This window comes from Lysinibacillus sphaericus, from assembly GCF_001629735.1.
In the GTDB taxonomy this organism is placed as follows: Bacteria; Bacillota; Bacilli; order Bacillales_A; family Planococcaceae; genus Lysinibacillus; species Lysinibacillus pinottii.
Genome location: NZ_CP015224.1, coordinates 2,185,425 through 2,207,726 on the forward strand (window position 1 = coordinate 2,185,425; position 22,302 = coordinate 2,207,726).

The 22,302-nt window shown below is 37.1% G+C and carries 27 protein-coding genes, 1 riboswitch and 2 other annotated features; of the genes, 5 read left to right on the forward strand and 22 right to left on the reverse strand.

Translation table 11 applies throughout. The annotated features are described in order from the left end of the window. Positions 1-10: 10 nt before the first annotated feature. The 8 genes from gcvT to comGA form a co-directional block, all read right to left on the reverse strand. Positions 11-1,114, reverse strand: a complete 1,104-nt coding sequence (gene gcvT, locus A2J09_RS10620; RefSeq protein ID WP_012295154.1) for a glycine cleavage system aminomethyltransferase GcvT — start codon at positions 1,112-1,114, stop codon at positions 11-13. Positions 1,115-1,378: 264 nt separating this feature from the next. Then, positions 1,379-1,472: riboswitch (glycine riboswitch) on the reverse strand. Positions 1,473-1,616: 144 nt separating this feature from the next. Continuing rightward, the gene (locus A2J09_RS10625) at positions 1,617-2,132 is read right to left on the reverse strand and encodes a shikimate kinase (RefSeq protein WP_031416947.1); all 516 of its coding nucleotides are present in this window, start codon (positions 2,130-2,132) and stop codon (positions 1,617-1,619) included. Between the two features lie 198 nt (positions 2,133-2,330). After that, positions 2,331-2,759 carry a competence type IV pilus minor pilin ComGF gene (gene comGF, locus A2J09_RS10635; RefSeq protein WP_012295156.1) on the reverse strand — a complete coding sequence of 143 codons (429 nt, stop codon included), beginning with the start codon at positions 2,757-2,759 and terminating at the stop codon, positions 2,331-2,333. After that, positions 2,752-3,069: a hypothetical protein gene (locus A2J09_RS10640; protein WP_012295157.1), complete on the reverse strand. Its 318-nt coding sequence runs from the start codon at positions 3,067-3,069 to the stop codon at positions 2,752-2,754. Before A2J09_RS10640 ends, comGF begins: the two co-directional genes overlap by 8 nt. After that, complete coding sequence (comGD, locus tag A2J09_RS10645; protein ID WP_012295158.1) at positions 3,062-3,502, reverse strand: competence type IV pilus minor pilin ComGD; 441 nt, start codon at positions 3,500-3,502, stop codon at positions 3,062-3,064. The genes A2J09_RS10640 and comGD overlap by 8 nt, the downstream gene beginning before the upstream one ends. Beyond that, positions 3,502-3,834 (reverse strand): competence type IV pilus major pilin ComGC, encoded by a 333-nt coding sequence (comGC, locus tag A2J09_RS10650; RefSeq protein WP_012295159.1) that lies wholly within the window; start codon positions 3,832-3,834, stop codon positions 3,502-3,504. Before comGC ends, comGD begins: the two co-directional genes overlap by 1 nt. Positions 3,835-3,844: 10 nt before the next feature. Further along, entirely contained in the window at positions 3,845-4,918 is a 1,074-nt protein-coding gene (gene comGB, locus A2J09_RS10655; RefSeq protein ID WP_012295160.1) for a competence type IV pilus assembly protein ComGB, read from the reverse strand. Further along, positions 4,893-5,912 (reverse strand): competence type IV pilus ATPase ComGA, encoded by a 1,020-nt coding sequence (gene comGA / locus A2J09_RS10660; RefSeq protein WP_012295161.1) that lies wholly within the window; start codon positions 5,910-5,912, stop codon positions 4,893-4,895. The genes comGB and comGA overlap by 26 nt, the downstream gene beginning before the upstream one ends. Before the next feature lie 328 nt (positions 5,913-6,240). On the opposite strand from comGA, the gene A2J09_RS10665 reads away from it, so the two are divergent. Beyond that, a complete protein-coding gene (locus A2J09_RS10665) occupies positions 6,241-6,951 on the forward strand; it encodes a helix-turn-helix transcriptional regulator (RefSeq protein ID WP_012295162.1) in 711 nt (236 codons plus the stop codon). Between the two features lie 117 nt (positions 6,952-7,068). After that, positions 7,069-7,311, forward strand: a complete 243-nt coding sequence (locus A2J09_RS10670) for a DUF2626 family protein (protein WP_004231035.1) — start codon at positions 7,069-7,071, stop codon at positions 7,309-7,311. A 59-nt stretch (positions 7,312-7,370) separates the two neighbouring features. Here the strand turns inward: A2J09_RS10670 and A2J09_RS10675 are convergent, their stop codons facing one another. Further along, positions 7,371-8,015 carry an MBL fold metallo-hydrolase gene (locus A2J09_RS10675; protein WP_012295163.1) on the reverse strand — a complete coding sequence of 215 codons (645 nt, stop codon included), beginning with the start codon at positions 8,013-8,015 and terminating at the stop codon, positions 7,371-7,373. 168 nt (positions 8,016-8,183) lie between these two features. Here A2J09_RS10675 and A2J09_RS10680 point away from each other — a divergent pair, with 168 nt between their 5' ends. Continuing rightward, positions 8,184-8,363, forward strand: coding sequence for a DUF2759 domain-containing protein (locus tag A2J09_RS10680; protein WP_031416957.1), 180 nt, complete (start codon positions 8,184-8,186; stop codon positions 8,361-8,363). Between the two features lie 67 nt (positions 8,364-8,430). Here A2J09_RS10680 and tyrS read toward each other — a convergent pair whose 3' ends face one another. From tyrS to rpmG, 5 genes are all read right to left on the reverse strand, one after another. Further along, positions 8,431-9,645 carry a tyrosine--tRNA ligase gene (gene tyrS / locus A2J09_RS10685; RefSeq protein WP_012295165.1) on the reverse strand — a complete coding sequence of 405 codons (1,215 nt, stop codon included), beginning with the start codon at positions 9,643-9,645 and terminating at the stop codon, positions 8,431-8,433. A gap of 126 nt (positions 9,646-9,771) precedes the next feature. Beyond that, positions 9,772-10,012 (reverse strand) — a binding site (T-box leader). 129 nt (positions 10,013-10,141) lie between these two features. After that, on the reverse strand, positions 10,142-12,037 hold the full coding sequence (locus A2J09_RS10690) for an LTA synthase family protein (protein ID WP_036162118.1): 1,896 nt from the start codon (positions 12,035-12,037) through the stop codon (positions 10,142-10,144). Between the two features lie 279 nt (positions 12,038-12,316). Next, entirely contained in the window at positions 12,317-12,526 is a 210-nt protein-coding gene (locus tag A2J09_RS10695; protein WP_036162123.1) for a YqgQ family protein, read from the reverse strand. Continuing rightward, the gene (locus A2J09_RS10700; protein ID WP_012295168.1) at positions 12,519-13,112 is read right to left on the reverse strand and encodes a 5-formyltetrahydrofolate cyclo-ligase; all 594 of its coding nucleotides are present in this window, start codon (positions 13,110-13,112) and stop codon (positions 12,519-12,521) included. Before A2J09_RS10700 ends, A2J09_RS10695 begins: the two co-directional genes overlap by 8 nt. Before the next feature lie 86 nt (positions 13,113-13,198). Continuing rightward, positions 13,199-13,348, reverse strand: a complete 150-nt coding sequence (gene rpmG, locus A2J09_RS23025; protein WP_008408521.1) for a 50S ribosomal protein L33 — start codon at positions 13,346-13,348, stop codon at positions 13,199-13,201. Between the two features lie 150 nt (positions 13,349-13,498). Between rpmG and A2J09_RS10705 the strand changes: the two genes are divergently transcribed. Then, positions 13,499-13,957 carry a hypothetical protein gene (locus A2J09_RS10705; RefSeq protein ID WP_012295169.1) on the forward strand — a complete coding sequence of 153 codons (459 nt, stop codon included), beginning with the start codon at positions 13,499-13,501 and terminating at the stop codon, positions 13,955-13,957. 3 nt (positions 13,958-13,960) lie between these two features. After that, positions 13,961-14,446, forward strand: coding sequence for a hypothetical protein (locus A2J09_RS10710; protein ID WP_036162126.1), 486 nt, complete (start codon positions 13,961-13,963; stop codon positions 14,444-14,446). Between the two features lie 48 nt (positions 14,447-14,494). On the opposite strand, the gene A2J09_RS10715 is transcribed toward A2J09_RS10710, so the two are convergent. The 8 genes from A2J09_RS10715 to pstC all read right to left on the reverse strand — a co-directional run bounded on the left by A2J09_RS10715 (position 14,495) and on the right by pstC (position 22,302). Beyond that, on the reverse strand, positions 14,495-15,067 hold the full coding sequence (locus tag A2J09_RS10715) for an anthranilate synthase component II (RefSeq protein WP_012295171.1): 573 nt from the start codon (positions 15,065-15,067) through the stop codon (positions 14,495-14,497). Then, positions 15,064-16,449 carry an anthranilate synthase component I gene (gene trpE, locus A2J09_RS10720; RefSeq protein WP_031416965.1) on the reverse strand — a complete coding sequence of 462 codons (1,386 nt, stop codon included), beginning with the start codon at positions 16,447-16,449 and terminating at the stop codon, positions 15,064-15,066. The genes A2J09_RS10715 and trpE overlap by 4 nt, the downstream gene beginning before the upstream one ends. A gap of 67 nt (positions 16,450-16,516) precedes the next feature. Further along, positions 16,517-16,725: a binding site (T-box leader), on the reverse strand. A gap of 39 nt (positions 16,726-16,764) precedes the next feature. Further along, on the reverse strand, positions 16,765-17,835 hold the full coding sequence (locus A2J09_RS10725) for a mechanosensitive ion channel family protein (RefSeq protein ID WP_031416966.1): 1,071 nt from the start codon (positions 17,833-17,835) through the stop codon (positions 16,765-16,767). A gap of 74 nt (positions 17,836-17,909) precedes the next feature. Then, positions 17,910-18,782 carry a vWA domain-containing protein gene (locus tag A2J09_RS10730; protein ID WP_031416967.1) on the reverse strand — a complete coding sequence of 291 codons (873 nt, stop codon included), beginning with the start codon at positions 18,780-18,782 and terminating at the stop codon, positions 17,910-17,912. Positions 18,783-18,956: 174 nt separating this feature from the next. Then, entirely contained in the window at positions 18,957-19,616 is a 660-nt protein-coding gene (gene phoU / locus A2J09_RS10735) for a phosphate signaling complex protein PhoU (RefSeq protein ID WP_012295176.1), read from the reverse strand. Between the two features lie 13 nt (positions 19,617-19,629). Beyond that, positions 19,630-20,463: a phosphate ABC transporter ATP-binding protein PstB gene (pstB, locus tag A2J09_RS10740; protein WP_012295177.1), complete on the reverse strand. Its 834-nt coding sequence runs from the start codon at positions 20,461-20,463 to the stop codon at positions 19,630-19,632. Between the two features lie 12 nt (positions 20,464-20,475). Further along, positions 20,476-21,354, reverse strand: coding sequence for a phosphate ABC transporter permease PstA (gene pstA / locus A2J09_RS10745; protein WP_012295178.1), 879 nt, complete (start codon positions 21,352-21,354; stop codon positions 20,476-20,478). Next, positions 21,355-22,302: a phosphate ABC transporter permease subunit PstC gene (gene pstC / locus A2J09_RS10750; protein ID WP_025116033.1), complete on the reverse strand. Its 948-nt coding sequence runs from the start codon at positions 22,300-22,302 to the stop codon at positions 21,355-21,357. It lies immediately after the preceding gene.

Genomic DNA, 22,302 nt, shown 5'->3' on the forward strand with positions numbered 1-22,302 from the left:
TTTTCAACTATTATTTTGAACGCTTATAAAACGGTGTTTCAACTGTAACTACTTTTAGTTGCTTTCCACGGATTTCAATTTCCATTTCATTTCCGATTGTTGCGAATTGACTGTCAATTAACGCGTGACCAACATTACGTTTTGAGGAAGGAAGCTGTGTTCCTGTTGTAACTTCACCAATTTCCTTACCATCCTTAAACACCTTATAGCCATGGCGTGGAATCCCTTTATCAATCATTTCAATGCCGACTAGTTTGCGTGGAAGACCATTTTCCTTCTGAGCTACTAATGCATCATGACCAATAAAATCTTCTTTATTTAATTTCACAGCAAAGCCGATACCTGCTTCAAGAGGAGAGATGGTTGCTGATAATTCTTGACCGTAAAGTGGCAGACCCGCTTCAAAACGTAGTGTATCTCGACAGCCTAGACCTGCAGGGACAACACCTTTGTCTTGACCAGCATCTAAAATTTTACCCCATAATGCTTTAATGTCTTCGGGTGCTCCATATAATTCGAAGCCATCTTCTCCTGTGTATCCACTACGTGAAACTAGTACTTTATGTCCTGTGACTTCTACATTCTCTTGGAATCGGAAAAATTTAATAGCACTAACATCAGTTGAAGTTAAGGATTGAAGAACTTCCTCTGCTAAAGGTCCTTGTAGGGCAATTTGTGCATAGGCATCTGATTGATTGTCAATTGTCACATCATATTGATGTTGGTTTTCCAGCATCCAATCGTAATCTTTTTCGATATTAGCTGCATTCACACACAATAAATAGTGGTCATCAGCTAACTTATACGTTAGTAAATCATCGACTACACCGCCGTTCTCATAGCACATAGCTGTGTATTGTGCTTGGCCAGTAGCTATTTTTGAAACATCATTGGATAAAAGATTTTGTAAAAAATTTAATGCATCGGGACCTGTTACTAAAATTTCACCCATATGGGATACATCAAATAATCCCGCACGATTACGTACTGCATCATGTTCATCTTTAATAGAAGAGAATTGAACTGGTAATTCCCATCCACCGAAGTCAACCGTCTTAGCACCGTATTTCGCGTATTCTTCAAATAGAGGTGTACGTTTTAATTCATTCGTCATTCTTTTTTGCCCCCTTATTGTTAGTTACATTTTTACTGGTAGTAGTTCGTCTGCTTTTTGTATTGGTACAGTCATGGCTCGGCAATGTAAAGCTTTTACAGAGTACCTATAGACATAAAAAAAGACAGACGAACCCCTTTTCGGGATTCTCTGTCCTTGCACCTGAAAGTTACACCAGACTAACTCGCATGGTTGATACTGCCAATTAGTCGGCTTTCCCCTTTGGTGGCTGCTATTGTTATACTACAGCTCTCTCCAGAGTTGCGTCTTATACGAGTCCTTTTACCTGAGAGATTCATAGCCATTGCTACTTGCTCCTTCGGTGGCGTCTAACCACGCTCTCTCCCCGTACAATCATCCGCCCAAGATACATCTTGGTACTATTTAGTATTCAATGAACATTTAGTTACTTATTTGTCTATATCCTAACATTAAATGCATTGAAAAGGCAATCATTTTTTAAAAGATAATAAAAGACGAACATTAAACGGCTGTTAATTATTTATCGTTCGTTTTTAAGCCTTTTTACTTGAAACACTAAATACTCTAAAATTTGACGAATGGTTCTGCCCTCTGTCAAGACCTGAATATGCCCTGCATCACGATAAAACTTTCTCCTGTAATGATACAGATTTTCTAGCTCCTCTTTAGTCGAACTTTGTACGATTGGTCTATTGGGATCATGCTGAACTCGTTTATAAATATCCTCAAACGAAGCATCTAAAAAAAATACTAAGCCACTACGCCTCATAATTTTTCGATTTTCAGCATTGATCGCAACTCCACCGCCCGTAGAAATAATACAAGCCTCGTCACGGAAACTTTTCAAAAATTCTGTTTCTATTTTTCGGAAATGGGCCTCTCCGTACTTTTCAAATATCTGCGGGATGGACATTCCTTGCTGTCTCACTATTTCATGATCCATATCATAATATGGCATCTTTAATAAAAAGCTTAAACGTCTTCCTAAAGCACTTTTTCCACTGCCCATAAAACCAACCAAATATATTTTTCGCAATTCGAATCACCTTCTTATAACTACGATTCTACACTGTCTGACAAAATTTGTCCCAATAAATTTATCGTAGCTTTAACATTCAATTTTTCGAGCCCGTCATAAGTTCGAAATTGCATTTCATATGACATACAATACGCAAGAAGAAAAGTAGTTACAAGAAATAATAATGCAATTGCGATTAAAAATATAGCCCCTCTGTCATTTTTCAATAATTGGCACATAGAAGGTTCGCTCCTTTTTCATACCACTAGGCATTTCCACCGACACAGTCAGCCTATTTTCGCTATAGGTAAAGTGACATTTATGGATGCCATTTAGCATGGGAACATGTCCTCCATTTACTTGTTCACGAATAATAGTACGATAGCAATCAATATAGTGGACTGTTTCCCTAGTCTGAAAAGATATTCTTTTTTGATCCTCTCGTACGGAGAACGCTAAAATATCCTTTAGACCTTTATTGAAATCATACACAAACAGCTCCCATTTCGCCTGTTCATCCGATTGCATAGTTGAGGTCATTTCAGCATACCACAGCATAATTAGGACAAAAAGATGAGAAATAAGCGTAAACACAATTAATTGAAACATCGCTTCTAGTAAGGTATAGCCCTTCTCATTATTCATTGCTATTACCTGTAAGGAGAATACATTTTTGTCGTTGCTTGAGTATATTGTGAAAACGAACACAAATCTCTTCACCATTAAACACCCATTGATACTCAACTTCTTCAATGATTCTTGTACCCTCAGTTTGTTGTACAGCTTGAAATAGCTTCATGCCCTCGTAAGCTGTTTCAGCTGCAATCATTTCCATTTTTTTATTCATAAGATTCGTTTTCATCGTGTAGCTAATGGGCAATAAGGAGCCGCAAAGTAACATTAAGATACCCATAGCCAAAATCGATTCAACAAAAGAATAGCCTGATTCATTCAATTCTTGCTCTCCCTCGTCCTAATGTAATGATGACCTTTTTCTTTCCCTGTGGTGTGTGAAAGGCAATAGTGCCCGCGGACCTGACATTGCCATTTACATTATAAACAATCGTATAAATAGAGCTCTCATCGGGGGAAAATTCAACTCCTTTTGGAAAGGGTCGGACATATAGATTGGAAAAAGCATCTTTTTGAATAACGTAGCGCCTTGTAGAGCTTTCAAATTTCATCGCGATATATTGTCGCTGGTTCATGCTATAGGTTTGAATATACTGAATATCTAGTTGAATTTGTGTAAAAAAACGGTCTAATTCCTTTGACTCCGCTAATTTTATAGAAAATTTGCTCACAATGGCTGTTAGACTCATAACAAGGAATAAAACAATTAGCATTTCGAGAATCGTAAAGCCCAACTCATTTTGTCGCTCCCTCATTATCCTTGAGTACCTGCATCAGCATTTGCTAAGCGTACCTCTCCTTTAATCGTAATGACTATTTCTTCTTTATTAGGGCAAGTTGTTTCATTTTCTTTCAAATAGCCCTCCTTCACTAAATCCTCAAGGGTCGGAAATGTCATAAAATCCACTCTATAGGCCTCTACTTGCCCCTGCACCATATTAATATAGGCCGCACAGCCCTTCTCATCAATCGTAGCAAAGTGCTTCGTAACATTTGGAATTGTAATTAAAATAAGGATTGATATAATTAACAAAACAATCAGCATTTCGATTAAAGTAAAGCCATTTTGTTGTTTGATTTGTTTCATCTTGCTCCTCCTAAACTAAATCAATCATCTGATAAATTGGTAATAGTAAACTAACATAAGCGGCTAGAATACATATAGCAATAACAATAAAAAAGCTTGGTTGAATGAAGGCTAGTAACTTATGCAATAGAAGCTCCTGCTTTTCCATTAGTAATTCGCTATACAAAGTAAGTTCCTTCCCTAAATAACCACTTTGTTCTCCATGCTCTACAAAAGTAGCAAAATCCCTGTGAAAAATAGACACAATCTGTACTGCTTGCGTCAATGATTCTCCAAAGATTACCCTTTCTTTAATTTGCCGCGACAAATACTGTAGAAAAGGCTGAAAGGATTGTTCCTCTAGAATTTGAAGACTAGCCTGCAATGAAAAACCACTCTGTAGTAAACTCCCTAAATAAGCAGCAAATTGTCTTGTCCACGACAATCGAATATAGAATTGATAAAGCGGGATTTTTAATCGTATTGATAGTTGTAGAGGAATGGGTTGGCGCTTAAGAAAGAAATGTACTATTAATAAGCTGACTATCACAATCGAAGATGTTAGCATCACGTAATCGGGGACATGCAGTAATATTTTAGATAGAGCCAAGCTTGACTTCTCACCTTCAATCGAACGGCTTGACACCATTTTTTCAATATTAGGCAAGAAAATTGTTCGGAATATAAAAAATAGTATCAATAAAAATGAAATTAGCATGACAGGATAGATAAGCAATTTGATTAGCTTTTTCTTTGTCTGCTCACTGACAATCATTTGCTTTGCCACACCTTTTAATACATCAAGCATACGCCCGTTGTTTTCTGCCACTTTAATCGCTACTAGATGATGTTTAGCAAGGTGTAATGTTTCCAATATGCTTGTTACCCCCTCCCCTTGTCTTAGTTTTTCATTAATTTGTTGCTGAATAATTTCATGATCTTCTATATGATGAGGTAATAGCATCGACATAGCCTGTGGAAATAAATAGCCCTCCTGCATTAATACAGATAAACGTTGAATAAATCTTGCTTGCTCCTTTACACGCCACTTGGTAGCTCTGTTGTAATATAATTGGAATTTACCGATATATGTTTGTAGCAGCATAATGGCTCTCCACTAATTCTTTTTGTCCCTTTAATGTTAATTCGTGGGGTAGTCGAAAATTCCCCTTATTTTGAATAGCGGTTATGGCCTGATTGAGATGAACATCCGATAAAATCTCGTACAACGCACGACGTTCGTCCTGTAAATCTGAAGACTGAAAAAGAACTTGGGCAACAATACCGATGACAGTTTGCCTAATCTCATCTATTGATACCCCTAAGTCCATTAAACGGTAAAGACAGCTAAGAGAATCCTTCGCATGAATGGTTGAAACGACTAAATGCCCTGTCAAGCTTGCCTCGATTGCAACTTTTGCTGTTTCTTTATCACGAATTTCTCCAATCATGATTACATCAGGTGAATGCCTTAATATAGCTTTTAATCCCGAAGCGTATGTAACGCCTGCTCGTTCATTCACTTGAATTTGAAGTAAATTTGCTTGGTTATTTTCTACTGGGTCTTCCAAGGAAATTGCATGCCTATTTAATTCTGTAGAACAGTAATGTATTAAGGAATAGAGAGAAGTGGACTTACCAGAGCCTGTCGCCCCTGTAAAAAACAAAAGGCCTTGTCGATTTTGCACAAGTTCCATTAATTTGTAAGCTGAGCTTTTAAAAAAAGATAAGGAAGTTAGTGGAAAAGAATGATTTTGGAGAAGCAAGCGGATAATGAGACTTTCTTTTAAAAATACGGAAGGCAGTGTAGATACTCGAAAAGCATATGGCTGTTGTTCCATCGCCTTTTGGAAGGAGCCGCTTTGGGGCTTACGACGCTCACTTATATCTAATTGTGCAAGAAACTTATAATAGGATATCATCCGTTCCGTAAGATCGTTGGGAAGTTCACCTGCGTGAAGCAGCTTATCATATTTACGAAAATAGACCTGATAATTCACGTTGCCTGGCACCAATAATAAATCGGTTGCCCCAAAATGATAGGCTTTTAGTAAAAGTTGCTCACATTTTTGTTCAACCACTATTTCAAAATTCTGCATATATGCACCCCTTTTCTAGTTCATTCGAATATGACCGCACTATTCGTTATTTCCTAGTATAAATAGGATCTTCCTACGAGAAAAGCCCTTTTCTGAAAATAAAAATTTGTTATAAAATTTCCCATCATTCATGTTTTTTTGCTATAGAAATGTGGATAAAGTGCAATTTCCCACTAAAAAAGAAGATACATACATGAAAAAATTAATATTTATGTCGAAATGAACTGTATCTTTTTCAATAATGGAATATAATAGAATGAACATGATTATTTTCCTAACACTTGGTAGACGAACATAATTTTATAAAAAAACTAATGAGGTGAAGCATATGATCCATCCATTGAAAATTACCAGCACTTTAGCTGATGAAACAAGATACTCTATTTATGAGTACATATTGCAAGAGAAAAAAACAGTGACCGTCCAACATATTGCTGATCAGTTTAGCATCCATCCAAATGTCGCTCGACTTCATTTAACAAAGCTTTCAGAAATTAATATTATTTCCGCAGACTATGTGAAAACAGGTAAGGGTGGAAGACCTGGCCGTGTGTATAAAGCTTCAGAGAAAGGTGTATCATTATCATTTCCTAGACGTGATGAAGACCGTTTACTGAAATGGACGATTCAATTAGTGGAAGAGCTTGGACCATCTGTCTTAGAAAAATGTCAGGAAATTAGCTATCAAGATGGTTATCAGCAAATGAAACAAAATATGAACGCTGAATTGACCATCAATAATTCCCTTTCCTTCGACGAGAAGCTTCAACTATTAACTGACAATGCCGCATTAATTGGCTATGTTCCACAAATTCAACAAACAGAACATGGCAAAAAGGTGATATTCTCCATTTTCAATTGTCCATTCCAAGAGCAACTTACAACTTATTCGGAGATAGTCTGCTCCTTACATGAATCCTATTTAAAAGGGCAGTTAGATGCGTTATTTTCAAACAATGAATTTGTACAAATTGAGAGTATGATACATAATTGTGATTTATGTAAATATGAAATAAACGTGACAGAAATCGAAAGCTAGTTAAAAAATCCATTTGTTTGTCACAAAGACGCATAAGTTCCAGTTTACAGACACCTTTCATATCATTTATAATGAGTAAGAGATTATTGTGTCGTGGGCAAAAGGAGGGGAAATTTCATGGATAATATGTATAAAGTTATGGCATTCTGGACAGGTATTTTTGCCGTTATGTTCTACCTTGGTGGTATGAACGAGGTATCGCTATTATTCTTAGGTAATACAGGTTTATTCTTATTATTAGGCTTCTTAAACCTTTCAGAACGTATGTACATGTACATTTTCGGAGCATATTTAACTGTATTCTTCGCTGGCTTCACGTACTATACAACATTCATTCACGTACCTGGTGGCGGTCATTAATACAACTAAAAAAGCGTATCTCATTTACGAGATACGCTTTTTTTATGGGCATTGGTATTTTAAAACCCATTTAAAAACGGATTAGTTTCCATTTCTGCACTGACAGTTGTATAATTCCCATGACCAGGATAAATGATTGTATCCTCAGGTAGTGTTAATAATTTGTCATGAATAGATGCTAATAATATTTTGGTGGACCCACCAATTAAATCCGTCCGTCCTACGCCCTGTTCAAATAATGTGTCTCCCACAATCGCAAAGCCGTCTTTTTCAAATACATAAGAAATGCTACCAGGTGAATGTCCTGGTGTAAATACTGCTTGAAAAACAAAATTGCTTATTTCGAATTGTTGCTCTTTTTTAATGATAGTGTCTTGAGCAGGTGCAGCTACCCTATAATCTGGTAATGCAGCATATTTACTAGAGCCGTTCTTTTCTGGATCTCCTAGCCAGCTGACCTCTTTTTCATGAATCCATACAGGTATATTAAATGCTTCCCGAACCGCATCCACCGCACCAATATGGTCAAAATGTGCATGTGTTAAGAAAATGGCTAGCGGCTTTAGGCCATTGCTACGGATTGTTTTAAGAAGACGCTCCGCTTCTTCACCTGGATCAAAAACGATACATTCTTTGTCTTTATTCGATACGATATAGCAATTCGTTTGGACTGGACCAAGAGAAAAACTTCGTACGTTCATCATAGATATCACCTCATTTTTCTATTATACAGGCTTTGCCACAATTTGACGATAAATGTTCATAGTTTGCGCTATATTAGTTCTCGACAAAAACAGGTAGAACGTTTACAATTAAGGAGGAATATTGTTTACGACATTCATTTTCTGATGTCGAAAGGAGTGTCTATTTTAATGAACTTATTAATGGTTATTTTTGGTCTAGTAGCGATTTTAGCTGTAGTTGGTACATTCCAAGCAATTAAAGAAAAGAACCTTTTAAGCGTTGTTTTCAACTTATTAAGTGCTGTCGTGTTTGGATGGTTTGTCATCATGACAATCGTTCATAGCGGTTACCCACCAAAATTACACTAAAATTTAGACAGAAAAAAGAGCAGTCTCGATTTGAGATTGCTCTTTTTTTCTTGAATATTATCTGATTTTACTTATTTAATTTTAGAAATCTCTTCTTACCAATTTGTAGGACATCCTCATTCATTAATACGCGAGATAGATCGTCCGCAGCCATTTTTTCTCCATTCAAGGAAACCCCATTTTGCTTAATGAGCCTTAAAAAATCACTTTTGCTCTGAATAAAATGGATAGAAATTAATTGCGGAATGATATCCTCTATTCGTTCTTTATCAATTTCAAGTAGCAATGTAGGAATGTTAGTTGGAATAACCTTCTTTTGAAAAGCAGCTTCAAAATAGGATTTTGCATCCATCGTAGCAGCGTGACCGTGATACAAGGCTGTCACTATTTCTGCTAAGTGTAGTTTTAAGTCACGAGGGTTCTCCCCCATTCGAAGTCTTTCTTGAATGGCCTGCACTTGAAGTGGATGCTCATCTGTTGCTAATTCAAAATATTTGATAATGAGCGAATCTGGTATTTCCATTATTTTTTTAAACATAACTTCGGGTGCTTCATGGATACCAATATAATTCCCCAAGCTTTTACTCATTTTTTCCACACCATCTAACCCTTCAAGTAATGGCATAAAAATAGCAATTTGTTTTTCTAGCCCACGATGCCTTTGCAAGGTGCGTCCCATGAGAATATTGAACGTTTGATCGGTTCCCCCTAATTCAATGTCAGCTTTTAATTCTACAGAATCATACGCCTGCATGAGGGGGTAAAAAAATTCATGCATACCAATTGGTATTTGCTGATGGTAACGCTTTTGGAAGTCTTCACGCTCTAAAATACGGGCAACAGAGGTAGTGGCTGCCAGCTGGATAACTTCTTCAAAATTTAATTTTGCTAACCATTCACTATTGAATCGGATAGTCGTTTTTTCTTCATCTAACACTTTAAAAATTTGCTCACAATATGTTTTGGCATTTTCCCCCACCAATTCATCACTTAATGCCACACGTCCCTTAGATTTTCCTGTAGGATCACCAATACGGCCGGTAAAATCGCCAATGACAATGACAGCATGATGCCCTAAATCTTGCAGCTGTTTTATTTTTCGTAACACAACTGCGTGGCCCAAATGAATATCTGGTGCGGATGGATCGAGCCCTAACTTAATTGTTAAGGGTTTTTTCTCTTGAAATGAGCGCTCTAATTTTTGTAGTAGCTCGAGTTCATCAACAATTTTGTTAGCACCTTTTTTAATAATAGCTAACTGCTCCTTTGGTGTTAAAAACATACAAAACATCTCCTTGTAATATTAAAAATTAATATTGCAAGATCTATAAGAGTTTCTAAAAGGACTGCTGTCGCCCTAATGTCGTAATAGGACGTCCAGATGCAAAAAACGCCCTTAGGATTAAATCCTAAGGACGTTAATGAACGTGGTACCACCTTTTTTCGAGAGCTACTCAAATAGCACTCCTCCATTAGTACAGCCGCGGCGATACTATTGCAATGATTACGGATGCAAACCCGTCGTAGCCTACTAGAATTTCGGTACGCAGCTCCAAGATGTATTCACTTTAATATCCCTTGCGCCTCTCAGCTACTGGCTACTCTCTGTCAGTTCTATTAAAGTTACTTGTTCTTTTCCATGCCTTTGACTCTTATACTCCGAAATGTGAAAAACAAATCTTCGTTATGCAGATATTTACACTAATTATAATCACTTCAACAAATTTGTCAATTGTATAAAGTAAAAAGAGAGATCTCATAACGAGATCTCCCTTTGTTTACTTAACGGATTCTTGTTTTAAATTACCTGTCTTCTCATCATAGAATCGAAGAAGGTCTCCATTGATAATGGCGTCGGAATTTTCTAGCTCCATTGTTGCACGATCAGCGTATGGCTGACATGGCTCAACTTCTATTTCTTCGCCAGTTGATTTATCATAGCAAGCTTCTCCCGCATACACATATTTATCTGTGATAAAGCGTCCATCACGGAACACTACGAAGTTTTCATGCTCTGGAGAGAATAAATCTGCACCCATTTGCATATCTTTTGACGTTTCAATGCCTAGTAGGTGTAAAATCGTTGGACGTAAATCCATTTGCCCAGCTATTTCAGTCATTTCTTTCCCATCGTCAGATCCTGGGATATGGATGAATAAAGGTACTTCCTGTAGTAATGCATTATCAAATGGTGTAATTTGATCTTTTCCTAAATATTGTGCCATTGCTTTATTATGGTTTTCTGAAATACCGTAGTGGTCACCATACATGACAATAATTGAATTATCATAAACACCTTGATCTTTCAATTGTTGGAAGAAATCTTTTAAAGCTTCATCCATATAGCGTACTGTTTGGAAGTAGCGATTTAATGTCCCTGAGTTCGAATCATACTCAGGAATCATAATATCTTCCGGATCCAATGTAAATGGATAGTGGTTCGTTAACGTAATAAGTCTTGAGTAGAATGGTTGCGGCATATCTTTCATTAACGCTGCAGATTGCTCTAAGAATGGCGTATCCTTCATTCCCCAGTTCACAGCTTGCCCTTCTTCTACCGTATAAGAATCTATATCGTAGAACTTATTGATTTTTAAAGATTGATACATGATGTCACGATTCCAGAATGATTTATTATTAGGGTGCATGACATTAGTAAAGTAACCATTTTCCCCAAGGCGCTCTGCCATTGAGTTATACGTATTTCCACCGTGTGTGAAGAATACTGCTCCACGTCCTAAACCAAACAATGAATTTTCTACAATAAACTCAGAGTCAGATGTTTTTCCTAGACCTGTTTGGTGGTAGAAGTTACTGAAATAATACGTATCTTTATCTTTTGTTAAAGAGTTTAAGAATGGCGTAACTTCATGTCCATTCATATCATTGTTAATAACAAAGTTTTGTAAAGACTCCATAGACACAACAATTAAGTTGCGACCTTTATACTTCCCAAACATTTCTGGGTTAACTGCTGCCTGATTAGAGCGAACATAGTTGTTTACTTCAACTAATTCACTACCGTCCGCTAGCGCACGTTGGGCAGATGATTTTGTTTGAATATAAATATCATACAGATGGTAATTGTACGTACCAATATTTTTTACAAGTAATTCGCGGTCAAAACTACGTGTTAATAATTGTGGACGCTCTGTTTCAGCTAAACCTAAGTTTAAGAATGACATAGCGATTGCCAGCACAAAAAATGCACGACGGAATTCCACATTTACTTTAAACGAATTTTTCATTTTTGGTATAAATTTATTTGCTAAGATTAAAATAAGTACATCAACAAAATACAATACATCCCAAGGCTCTACAATGGCTGCTACTGAAGTTCCTAAGTCACTAAAGTTACTTGTTTGGAATAATACCGGTAGTGTTATAAAATCATTATAAAAACGATAGAACGCTACATTTCCGTAAAGGACTATTGATAAAATAATGCTGACTGTAATTAAATAACGATTTCTAGCTTTTGCTGATTTAAAGAAAAGTGCTAAACCATACGTAAATAGCAAGAAACTTAATGGGTTAATAAACAAAATAAATTGTTGCATTGCATTTTCAATTTTCATCTCAAAGCTCGTGTGGTAAACAATGACCGTTTTGATCCAAGTTGCTATAATTGCTAGTATCATAAATGAATGTTTAGGCCACTTTATTGATCTCATTCCTAACATCCTCCCTACTTCCTTACAAAAAAATAATAATTTTTTACATTTTGTTACTGAAACAAAATATATCTTAATCCTTTTTTTACAGATAATCAACACATATCTTTTAGAAATTTTACTCTCCTTGCTCGTATATGCACCAGATATCTATATATACGTTTTACATTGTAAAAAGTTTCGTAAAAACATAAAAACAGCGGAAACCCACTGTTTTTAAGAATATTACATACATGTTACATTAATTTTACAATACCCCATTACATTATATTTCAAACGTTACTTTTTATTCTCTTCCATACGAAGTCTTGTCGTTTCTTGTCGAATTAGTAATAATGCCATTTGGTAATCTTTTATGTCTAGTACATTCGCTTTATAGAGCTCTTTTATTTCATCCTCCATTAACATCAAATCGCCAATAGGGTCCCTTGTATAAATATAAGTACCATAGGTTTTCAAGAGTTCATAAATATCTAACATTTTATCCATTTTCGCTCGCTCCTCGATGTGCTAGACAGTCAATGCGTTCTGTCGGTGTCACTATGATGTCTACAGGGCAATCATGTTCTTCCATAGGAACACGATTAACGATCTGCTCGTCAAAAAGTAATGACATCAATTTACCCTTTTTATAGTTTAATACATAGCGATCATAATAACCACCGCCATATCCTATTCGATAGCCTAATCGATCAAAAACAACTCCTGGTACCAAGATAATATCCATCTCATTTGCGTCAACTAACTCACATCGTTCGGGAATAGGCTCACGCAAATGCATATATACTGTTTCAAGCTGAGCAAACGATTCAATGGCGTAAAATGTCATTTCTCTTGTTTTGGGGTGGCACTTTGGCACAGCGACCTTTTTCCCAAGCTGCCAAAGTTCTTCAATTAAAAGAATTGTGTCGACTTCTGGCTGATTTGAAATGGTAATGCCGATCGTATTTGCTTCTATTATATATGGTTCCTGTAGCACCCTTTGCACTACAGCTTTAGATTGTCTGCGATAAACTTCTTCATTTATCATCGCAAGTGTTTCTCGTACCTTGTTTCGTAATGTTGTTTTATCCATGCGGGCTACCTCCTATATAGTAAAACCTCAATCATTCATAAAATGTAGAAAGCCAAAACCACTTGTGGTTTTGGCTTAATGAGCAATTACTTAGTTTCACGGTGAAGAGTGTATTTCTTCTCGCGAGAGCAATATTTTTTAAGTTCAAGACGCTCTGGATTGTTACGCTTGTTCTTTTTAGAAATGTAGTTACGTTCGCCGCAATCTGTGCAAGCTAAAGTAATGTTTACGCGCATCATTAACCCTCCCACTCTATATCAAGAATTTAAATTTGAGCATGATTTATACGACTAACCTATTATAACACAAACTGAAAAAAAATCTACCTTCATTTCATATTAAGTTTGCATATGGTAAAATATCTTATAATTACATACTACAACGAGGTGAAACTATTGGATTTATCCATCATACTAATGATTTTTGGGATTCTTTTGATGATAGTATCGTTCTTTTTCAAAAATAGCTCGAAAAAAGTCGAGAAAGATGTCGAAGAATTATCTATCTCCATTTTCCAAGAAACGAATAATTTAAAGCGCCGTTTAAAAATTGTAGAGGAAGAGCTACTATTAGAGCCAGAGTTTCAAGTAAAATCAAACTCAACACCTAAACCTAATCCTAGCGTCCAAAGTCCTAAAGTACAACAAGTCATGCAAGCCGTCCAACAAGCGGCACAAGCTTCAAAAGTTGCGCCTAATCCATCACAAGTAAAGCCGATTCATCAAATAATTGTAAGTCAGGTGCTCGAATTGAATAAACAAGGACTTTCAGTAGGCGATATTAGTATCCGCTCAAATTTAACAGAAGAACAAGTTCGTCAAGTGATTGCAAATGGGGGGCGTTAATGTATGAATACGTCTTCCATTCGCTCATTTGGCCTAGCCATTTTTCTAGTCGGTGCCTTACTTGCTCTTGCAAGTCGATTTGATGTGAACATTGGACTACCTGAAAAAGATTCTTCCAACCAACAGCAAGTTGAAGAGCTACAAAATAAGCTTCATCAGGCCAATCAAGAAATTGCTACGCTGAAAAAACAAGTCAAACAAGTACATACTACTGAAGAAACTACTACTGCTGTTTCTTCAGAACCATCTGTTAAAGAAGATACAAATGCGGATGGTACAACAATGACATTGCAAATATATAGTGGAATTACACCATATATTGTCGCCCAAAAGCTTGAAGACGGTGGTATTATTTCTAATAGCGTTGAAATGGAGTTACTACTCGCAAACGCAAAATATGCACGAAGCTTACAAATTGGATCCTATGAAGTAAATTCCTCCATGTCTTTAGAGGAAATTGCGAAATTAATTACAGGTAAAAAACAATAAAGAAAAGCTGTCGCTAGATCCAAATTAGGAGGCGACAGCTTTTTTTATTTAAGCAATACTTTCAAAGAAGGCTTGCATCATTCTACTTCCCTCTTTTGTACCGATAGATTCAGGATGAAATTGCAAACCGTAAAGAGGATATTTTTTGTGTTGTATAGCCATAATCTCCTCGTCATCACCTGCTGTTGCGATAATGTGAAAATCACTGTGTAATGAAGGTTCTTCAATAACGAGAGAGTGGTAGCGCATTACTTGAATATCTCCATCTAATTGTGCAAACAAACCCGTTTGTTCATATTGTAGATGTGACAGCTTGCCATGCATGATGGTTTGAGCCTGCACGATGTTTGCTCCAAATGCGTACCCAATGGATTGATGTCCAAGACAAATCCCTAATATAGGAAATTTTCGATATAGCTCCTTAATAACATTAACTGTAATACCTGCTTCCGCTGGTGTTCCTGGTCCGGGAGATAAAACAATAGCTTCCGGTGACATTTTTTGAATTTCTTCTATTGTAATAGCATCATTCCTCACAACTTTAACGTTTTTCCCAAGCATGCTTATTTGTTGAAATAGATTGTAGGTAAAGGAATCATAATTATCAATTAATAAAATCATTTTTTTACCTCCAATAGTGCTCGAGCTTTATTCAGCGTTTCCTCATATTCAGATAATGGAACAGAGTCGTGAACAATACCTGCACCTGCCTGTACATGAGCTTTCCCATCTTTAATAATCATGGTACGAATAGCAAGGGCTAAATCCATATCACCTGTCGTAGATATATACCCAACAGCTCCTGCATAGACGCCACGCTTTACAGGCTCTAATTCATTTATAAGCTGCATCGCACGAATCTTTGGTGCTCCTGACACTGTGCCCGCAGGTAAACAAGCACGAAGGACATCCAAAACTTGGAGGTCGTCACGTAGGTCTGCTAATACCTCAGATACAATATGCATGACATATTTATAGCGTTCAATATGCATGAATTTCATCAGCCTTACAGACCCCACCTTTGCAATGCGACCAAGATCATTGCGACCTAAATCCACGAGCATACGATGTTCTGCCACTTCTTTTTCATCCTCCAATAGCGCATTGGCAATGGCTTCATCCTGCTCCTTTGTCACACCACGCGGCTTGGTACCAGCGATTGGATTTGTCGTCACCTGCCGATTTTTAACTTTTACAAGGCTTTCTGGAGATGTTCCTAAAATAATATAGGACCCATAATCCATGTAGAACATATATGGAGAGGGATTGGAGGTCCGTAATTGTCGGTATAGCGCAAAAGGTGAGCCTGTAAACGAGGCTGAGAACCGTTGGGATAGCACTATTTGGAAAATATCCCCTTTCAAAATATGTTGCTTCGCACGCTCCACTAAAGCGACAAATTGCTCCTTCGAAATCATTGGCTTAAAATCAAGACTATCTACTTTGAGGGCAGCAAAAGCTGTCCCCTTGTATAGCTGCTGCTCCATCTTTGAAATAGATGCTTTCATCTCTTCGAAGGAACGCCCTTCTCTAAATAAATCTATTGAAGCCAATGTAATTTTCTGTGTCATATGATCAAATACAATAAATGTGTCATAGAAAAAAACATGGACATCAGGCATGGCTAATTCATCCTGTAAATATTCACCGATTTTTTCTGTATAAAAAGCTGTTTCATATCCAAAGAAACCGATGGCGCCTCCAAAAAAATGGAATGGATACGTTTCTTCATGGAACGGCATCACTCGCTTTAAATAATCGAGTACATTCCCATTCGATTTTTCCTTTTCCAGTCCTTTAATAAAGGTATACCCCTCATTATTTCCTTTTAATTCAGCCACTGGATCAACTGCAATAAAGGAGTAGCGTCCACTTTCCTCATGCTTGGCTGACGATTCGAACAGCATTTTATGCTGCCCCTTCAATGATTGATAGACAGAGATAGGGGTCATCATATCACCCTGTAATACTTTCATGGCATACTTTCTCATCTCAACTGTCATTCTCTTCTCTCCTTCTCTAAGCTCTGCTCTTCTACACCAAAATCCATATAAAAAGGCCTTTCCATCACAAAAGGACGGAAAAGCCGTGGTGCCACCTTCATTGGTCAATAAAAAGACCCTCTCTAAGCCTTATAACGTAGGCATACGCTAATCCATACTAGTAGTTCAGAATTAGAGCTCCGAAGTCCATTCACTATTTATTTGTACTAGTTTCCACCAACCACTAGCTCTCTATGACAAATACTAATAGCTACTACTCTTCATCAACGCTGATTACTAGGTTATATTGTAATGCAAACTATCTTACAATTCAATTTATTTTTTCTTTCTCGGTCCTTCATCGTCCTCTGGGGCTGCTAAAGTAATTGATAGCTCCTCCACAATTTGGCGAATGGCAAAGAAAATTTCCTGGCGTACCTCTAGCATGACTGCTGTATCGTTCGTAGCAACGAAGAAGCGAATAAGCACACGATACCTGTCATAATGAAATTCATCAATATAAACATGGATCATGTCTTTCTCTGTGTTAGCATGTAAATAAATTTCCTTATGAATAGCTGTTAAGGCACTGCGTATTGTGTCTTCTTCATTTGTAGCAGCTACATATAAATATTGCTCACATTTACGCTTCTCTCGTCTCGATAAGTTGTAAATGGGACGATTAACCAAATAAGAGTTTGGCACATAGACAAGGCCTTTGTCTCCTGTTTGAATTAAGGTACTGCGAAGATTAATATCTTCAATCGTCCCTTCGATTTTTTGATCTTCGGTCGCAATCCAATCGCCAATTTGAAATGGATTATCAAGTGCCACGGACATACCACCAAACACATGGGCTAACGTATCTCGAATTCCAAAAGCAATCGCTACTCCCGTTAAACCAATCCCTGTTAAAAAGCCATTCAGATTAAAGTTCCAAAATGATGCGATGGTAAACATGGCAAAAATCATAATGAGTACTTTACCAATTCGTAGGAAAAAAGGTAATAGTACATTTTGGTCCTCTTCGCTAGTTAATTGAAGTGGCTGCTTTGTATAGAAATTTAAAACGTCATATACGCCCTTAAAAGCAAAAAACACCATAATAGACAATACAAAATTTTTCGTTGATTTATGCGTAAATAAAGGAACTTCTATTAAATAAGATAAGCTAAGCACAATGACTGCTGTCATAAATGCATAGCCAATGGCTTTACTAAATTGTGCAAGCACATTGGCTTGGAAATTTCGGTGGCGATTTCTTAAAAAGATGACCAGGCGATTAATGATCTTTTTTATGATAAATCGTTGAATCAGCCAACCAACTATACAAATAATAATCGCTACTAAGACATCCATCCAAGTTGGGACTGTAAATTTAGGTATAATCCAATGTAATGAATCCATGTATATCTCCTTTTAGTACCTATGTATCTCCAATAAAAAGGAGCTGACCTTCCGTAAAGGTTAGCCCCTTTCTGTTATTGTATGGCATCATCCGCAAAGAAAGCCTTATTGGCAAACCAAAATTGTTGTTCATTAAAATTATCTTCATGCATTGCAATGACCGAAAATTCAGCAAGGTATTTTCGTTTCATTTCCTCCAGCATCACTTTGGCTTGCTTACTGACGAGATGCTGTCCATCTATAGGAGTGCCCTCTGTAAATATAATGACTTCTGCTTCGGTGACTAGTTGATTTTCATGCAATATTGATCTGACAAACTGTAGAACAGGCAAAAGCTCAGCTTCTCCTTTAGCTTTATATTCAATAAAGCTCTTAAAATCAGCTAAATTTAAATGACCATTTTCAAAGCGATAGTGAACATTGATTTGCCGGTCATATGGGATGATATATAAATCGCGATTTTCGCGATGGGCATTCATAAATAACGGTAAAATCATGCTTTTACATAGCTCTGAATAAGCTTCCATCCCTGTCGTCTGCTCTAAACAAATAATTATGGGCCCAGGATCCTGTTTGTAGTCGTGAAAGGGTATATAAAACACATTGCCATTTTTTGTTGTTTGCTGTTTGAGCTTTTGACGTCTTAGCTCTGACCATTTCCGTTCGTAATACAAACGCTGCTCCTTGCCATTAGCCAGTCTCTCAGCCTTTTCGATAGCGGGAATATTTTCACGAACCTCATGCAGAATGTCTGCTAATTCTAATGCAAATGCTGCCATTTTTCGTAATGGTTCACTCTTTAAAAAATAGTCAATAAAATAATGTTGTTCCCTGCTGCTTAATTCCTCAAGATGTAAGTTTTCATAGAGAAAACGTAAATAATTACGTTGTTCTAGTGACATATCTTGATTAAACTTTTCTATGAGTGATTCTATCGCGTCTTTCACGAAGCAGCACCTCCTAAGCACCACGTTTTTTTGGATATTGTCTATAGTATAACCAAAAAATTTTTTTGACAATACAAAACGCTCGCTATATAGACGCCACATAAAAACACAATGTTGCTGCTTCTCATTATTTTTTTCAAATGAAAAGAAGAGCTAGCAAATAGCTCTTCTTCTTTAATTATTTAATTCATAATGCTTGCCTTTCACTAAGTAAAAAAGATGCTCCGCAATATTAGTAGCATGATCTGCAGAGCGCTCTAAATATCGGCAAATAAATGTTAGATGGGTAATTTGAGAAATATGTGCGGGGTCTTCCACGCCTGCACGCAGCAAAAGTGTAACCGTAGCTCCGTATAAATCATCCACATAATCATCTAATTCAGCGATTTCTTTAGCACGAACGGTATCTTCCTCTGTAAAGGCCTTCATAATGCTCTCTAGCATTTCTACAGTTTTATTGCACATTGTTTGTAGATTTGTCATAGGGAACACAATCGGTTCTTTTCCAATTCGAATTGCTTCTTTAGCGATATTCACAGCATAATCGCCCACTCTTTCCATATCTGCTGCTGCTTTCACAAGGACCATGAGACGACGTAAATCAGTAGCTACAGGTTGTTGCTTAGCAATCATAAGAATCACATGATCATTTATTTCTTCTTCTAGCCGATTTATGATTAAATCGTCCTCAAGTATTTTCAATGCTTTTTCTAAATCCTGTTCGACTAATGCCTCAAAAGCTGTTTTTAATGCAAAAATGCTGCTATTGGCAAGTGCAATAAATTGCCCCTGAACTTCTTTTAACTCCTGTTCAAAACGCTCACGTACTACCATCGATTGCTCCTCCTTAGCCGAAACGTCCTGAGATATAATCTTCCGTACGTTGATCGGATGGTGTTTGGAAGATGATATCTGTTTTATCGTATTCTACCACTTCTCCACTCAGGAAGAACGCTGTTCGATCAGAGATACGTGCAGCTTGCTGCATATTATGCGTCACAATGATAATGGAATAGTCTTTTTTCAACTCTTGCACAAGCTCTTCCACTTTTAATGTAGAAATTGGGTCTAATGCAGATGTTGGCTCATCCATTAAAATGACATCCGGTTCAATCGCTAGGCATCTTGCAATACAAATACGCTGCTGCTGACCACCAGATAATCCATAGGCATTTTGATTTAAACGATCTTTGACCTCATCCCAAATAGCTGCTCCTCTTAGAGACTTCTCAACGATTTCATCTAAAATCTTTTTATTTTTAATGCCATGAATTCTTGGTCCATACGCGATATTATCATAAATAGATTTTGGGAACGGGTTTGGCTTTTGGAACACCATTCCTACGCGTGTTCTTAATTCCTCTACCGTATAGTTTTTATTTAAAATATTACGCTCACGGTATAAAATTTCACCAGATGTACGAACGCTAGGAACAAGCTCTACCATTCTGTTTAATGTTTTTAAATACGTAGATTTACCACAGCCAGAAGGACCGATAATCGCCGTTACTTCATTTTCATAAATACTTAAATTAATATCCTTTAGGCCTTGATGATCACCGTACCATAAATTCAAGTTACGTGTATCATAAACAATATTTTTCGCTATATCAGCGGAAGATTTCGTCGTCGCTTGATTCAATTTGACAATTGTTTTTTCCTCTTTTAAATCTAGTACCATAAGGTCACCTCATTAATAACGTTTTTGGAATTTATTTCGAATAAAGATGGCAATAGAGTTCATCAATAGAAGAACAGTCATAAGCACTAAAATACCAGCTGCGGCCACATACTGAAATGCTTCTTGCGGACGTTTTGCCCAATCATAGATTTGCATCGGTAGGGCTGTGAATTGGCTTAGTAAACCATTCGGCAAAAATTGTAGAATGACTGGAATTCCAATGACAACAAGTGGCGCTGTCTCCCCAATGGCACGGGACATAGCCAAAATACTTCCTGTCAAAATACCGGGAATAGCGGCTGGAAGTACCACTCGTAAAATCGTTTGCCATTTTGTTGCGCCCATCCCATATGAAGCTTCTCGTTGCTCGTTGGGTACAGCACGAATGGCCTCTTGTGCCGCTACAATAATGACAGGTAGAATTAATAAACTCATTGTTAAGCCAGCAGCTAAAACGCTTTTTCCTAAACCCATCATGCGTACAAAAATAGTTAAACCTAGTAATCCAAAAACGATGGAAGGTACACCCGCTAGATTTGAGATATTCATACGAATAAAGTCGTTGATTCTATTTTTCTTTGCGTACTCCTCTAAATATATTGCCGTACCTACACCTAAAATAATGGATACTGGCGCTACAACTGCCATTAACCAAAGTGAACCAATTAGGGCAGCTTTGACACCTGCTTTATCTGCAAAACGTGATGCAAAATTCGTTAAGAAATCAATATTTAAATAGTCAATTCCTTGTGTCACTATGCGGTAAAGCAAAATAGCTAAGGTAACAAGCGCAAACGTAGTAGCTAAGAAAAATAAGGTTTTCCAAACTTTATTGAATGTAATACGCTTTGTCATTCGTTTCATGACGGCTGTGTCATCCATATAGCGCATCTAGTAAACCTCCCTGAAGCGTTTCGAAATATAGTGAGCCAGTAAATTCATTACTAGCGTAAAGATAAATAGTGTAAATCCAACAGAATAGATGGAGTAGTAAATAGTAGTTCCATAACCTGCATCACCAGTTGAAACTTGTACGATGTATGCTGTCATTGTTTGGATAGAATCCGTCACATTGAGATCAAATTTCGGTGTTGAGCCACCTGCAAGCGACACAATCATCGTTTCTCCAATTGCCCGGGAAATAGCTAATACTATAGAGGCGATAATGCCGGATAGGGCAGCAGGCAGAACTACTTTAATGGCTACCTCAAATTTTGTTGCACCTAGAGCTAAAGCCCCTTCGCGCATACTATTTGGTACTGAAGACATGGCATCCTCAGATAGAGATGTAATCATTGGTAAAATCATAATCCCTACAACAATCCCTGGGCTAAGTGCATTAAATAATTTAAGTCCAGGTACAATTTCTTGTAATAAAGGTGTGACAAACGTTAAAGCAAAGAATCCGTAAACGATAGTCGGTACACCTGCTAAAACCTCTAAAATAGGTTTCACAATACGTCTTGTTTTTTCACTTGCATATTCACTTAAATAGATAGCTGAAGCAATTCCAAATGGCACGGCTACTACAACTGCAATAAGTGTCACTTTTAATGTACCAGCGATTAACGGCAAAATTCCAAATAACGGTTCATTCCCCGAAAACGGTAACCACTTCGTCCCAAAAAGGAAATCCGTTATCGACACACGTTTGAAGAATTCAAACGTTTCAAAAATAAGGGTGAAAACAATGCCAAATGTCGTTAAAATAGAGATAATTGCTGCAGAAAATAATAGAGCTGGCATTGCTTTTTCCACTATTTTCTTAGTTTTATGATTGCGCGAATTTGCAATTAATTGCTGCACAGATGAGGTCTTATTTTCCTTTTGAGAAACCAT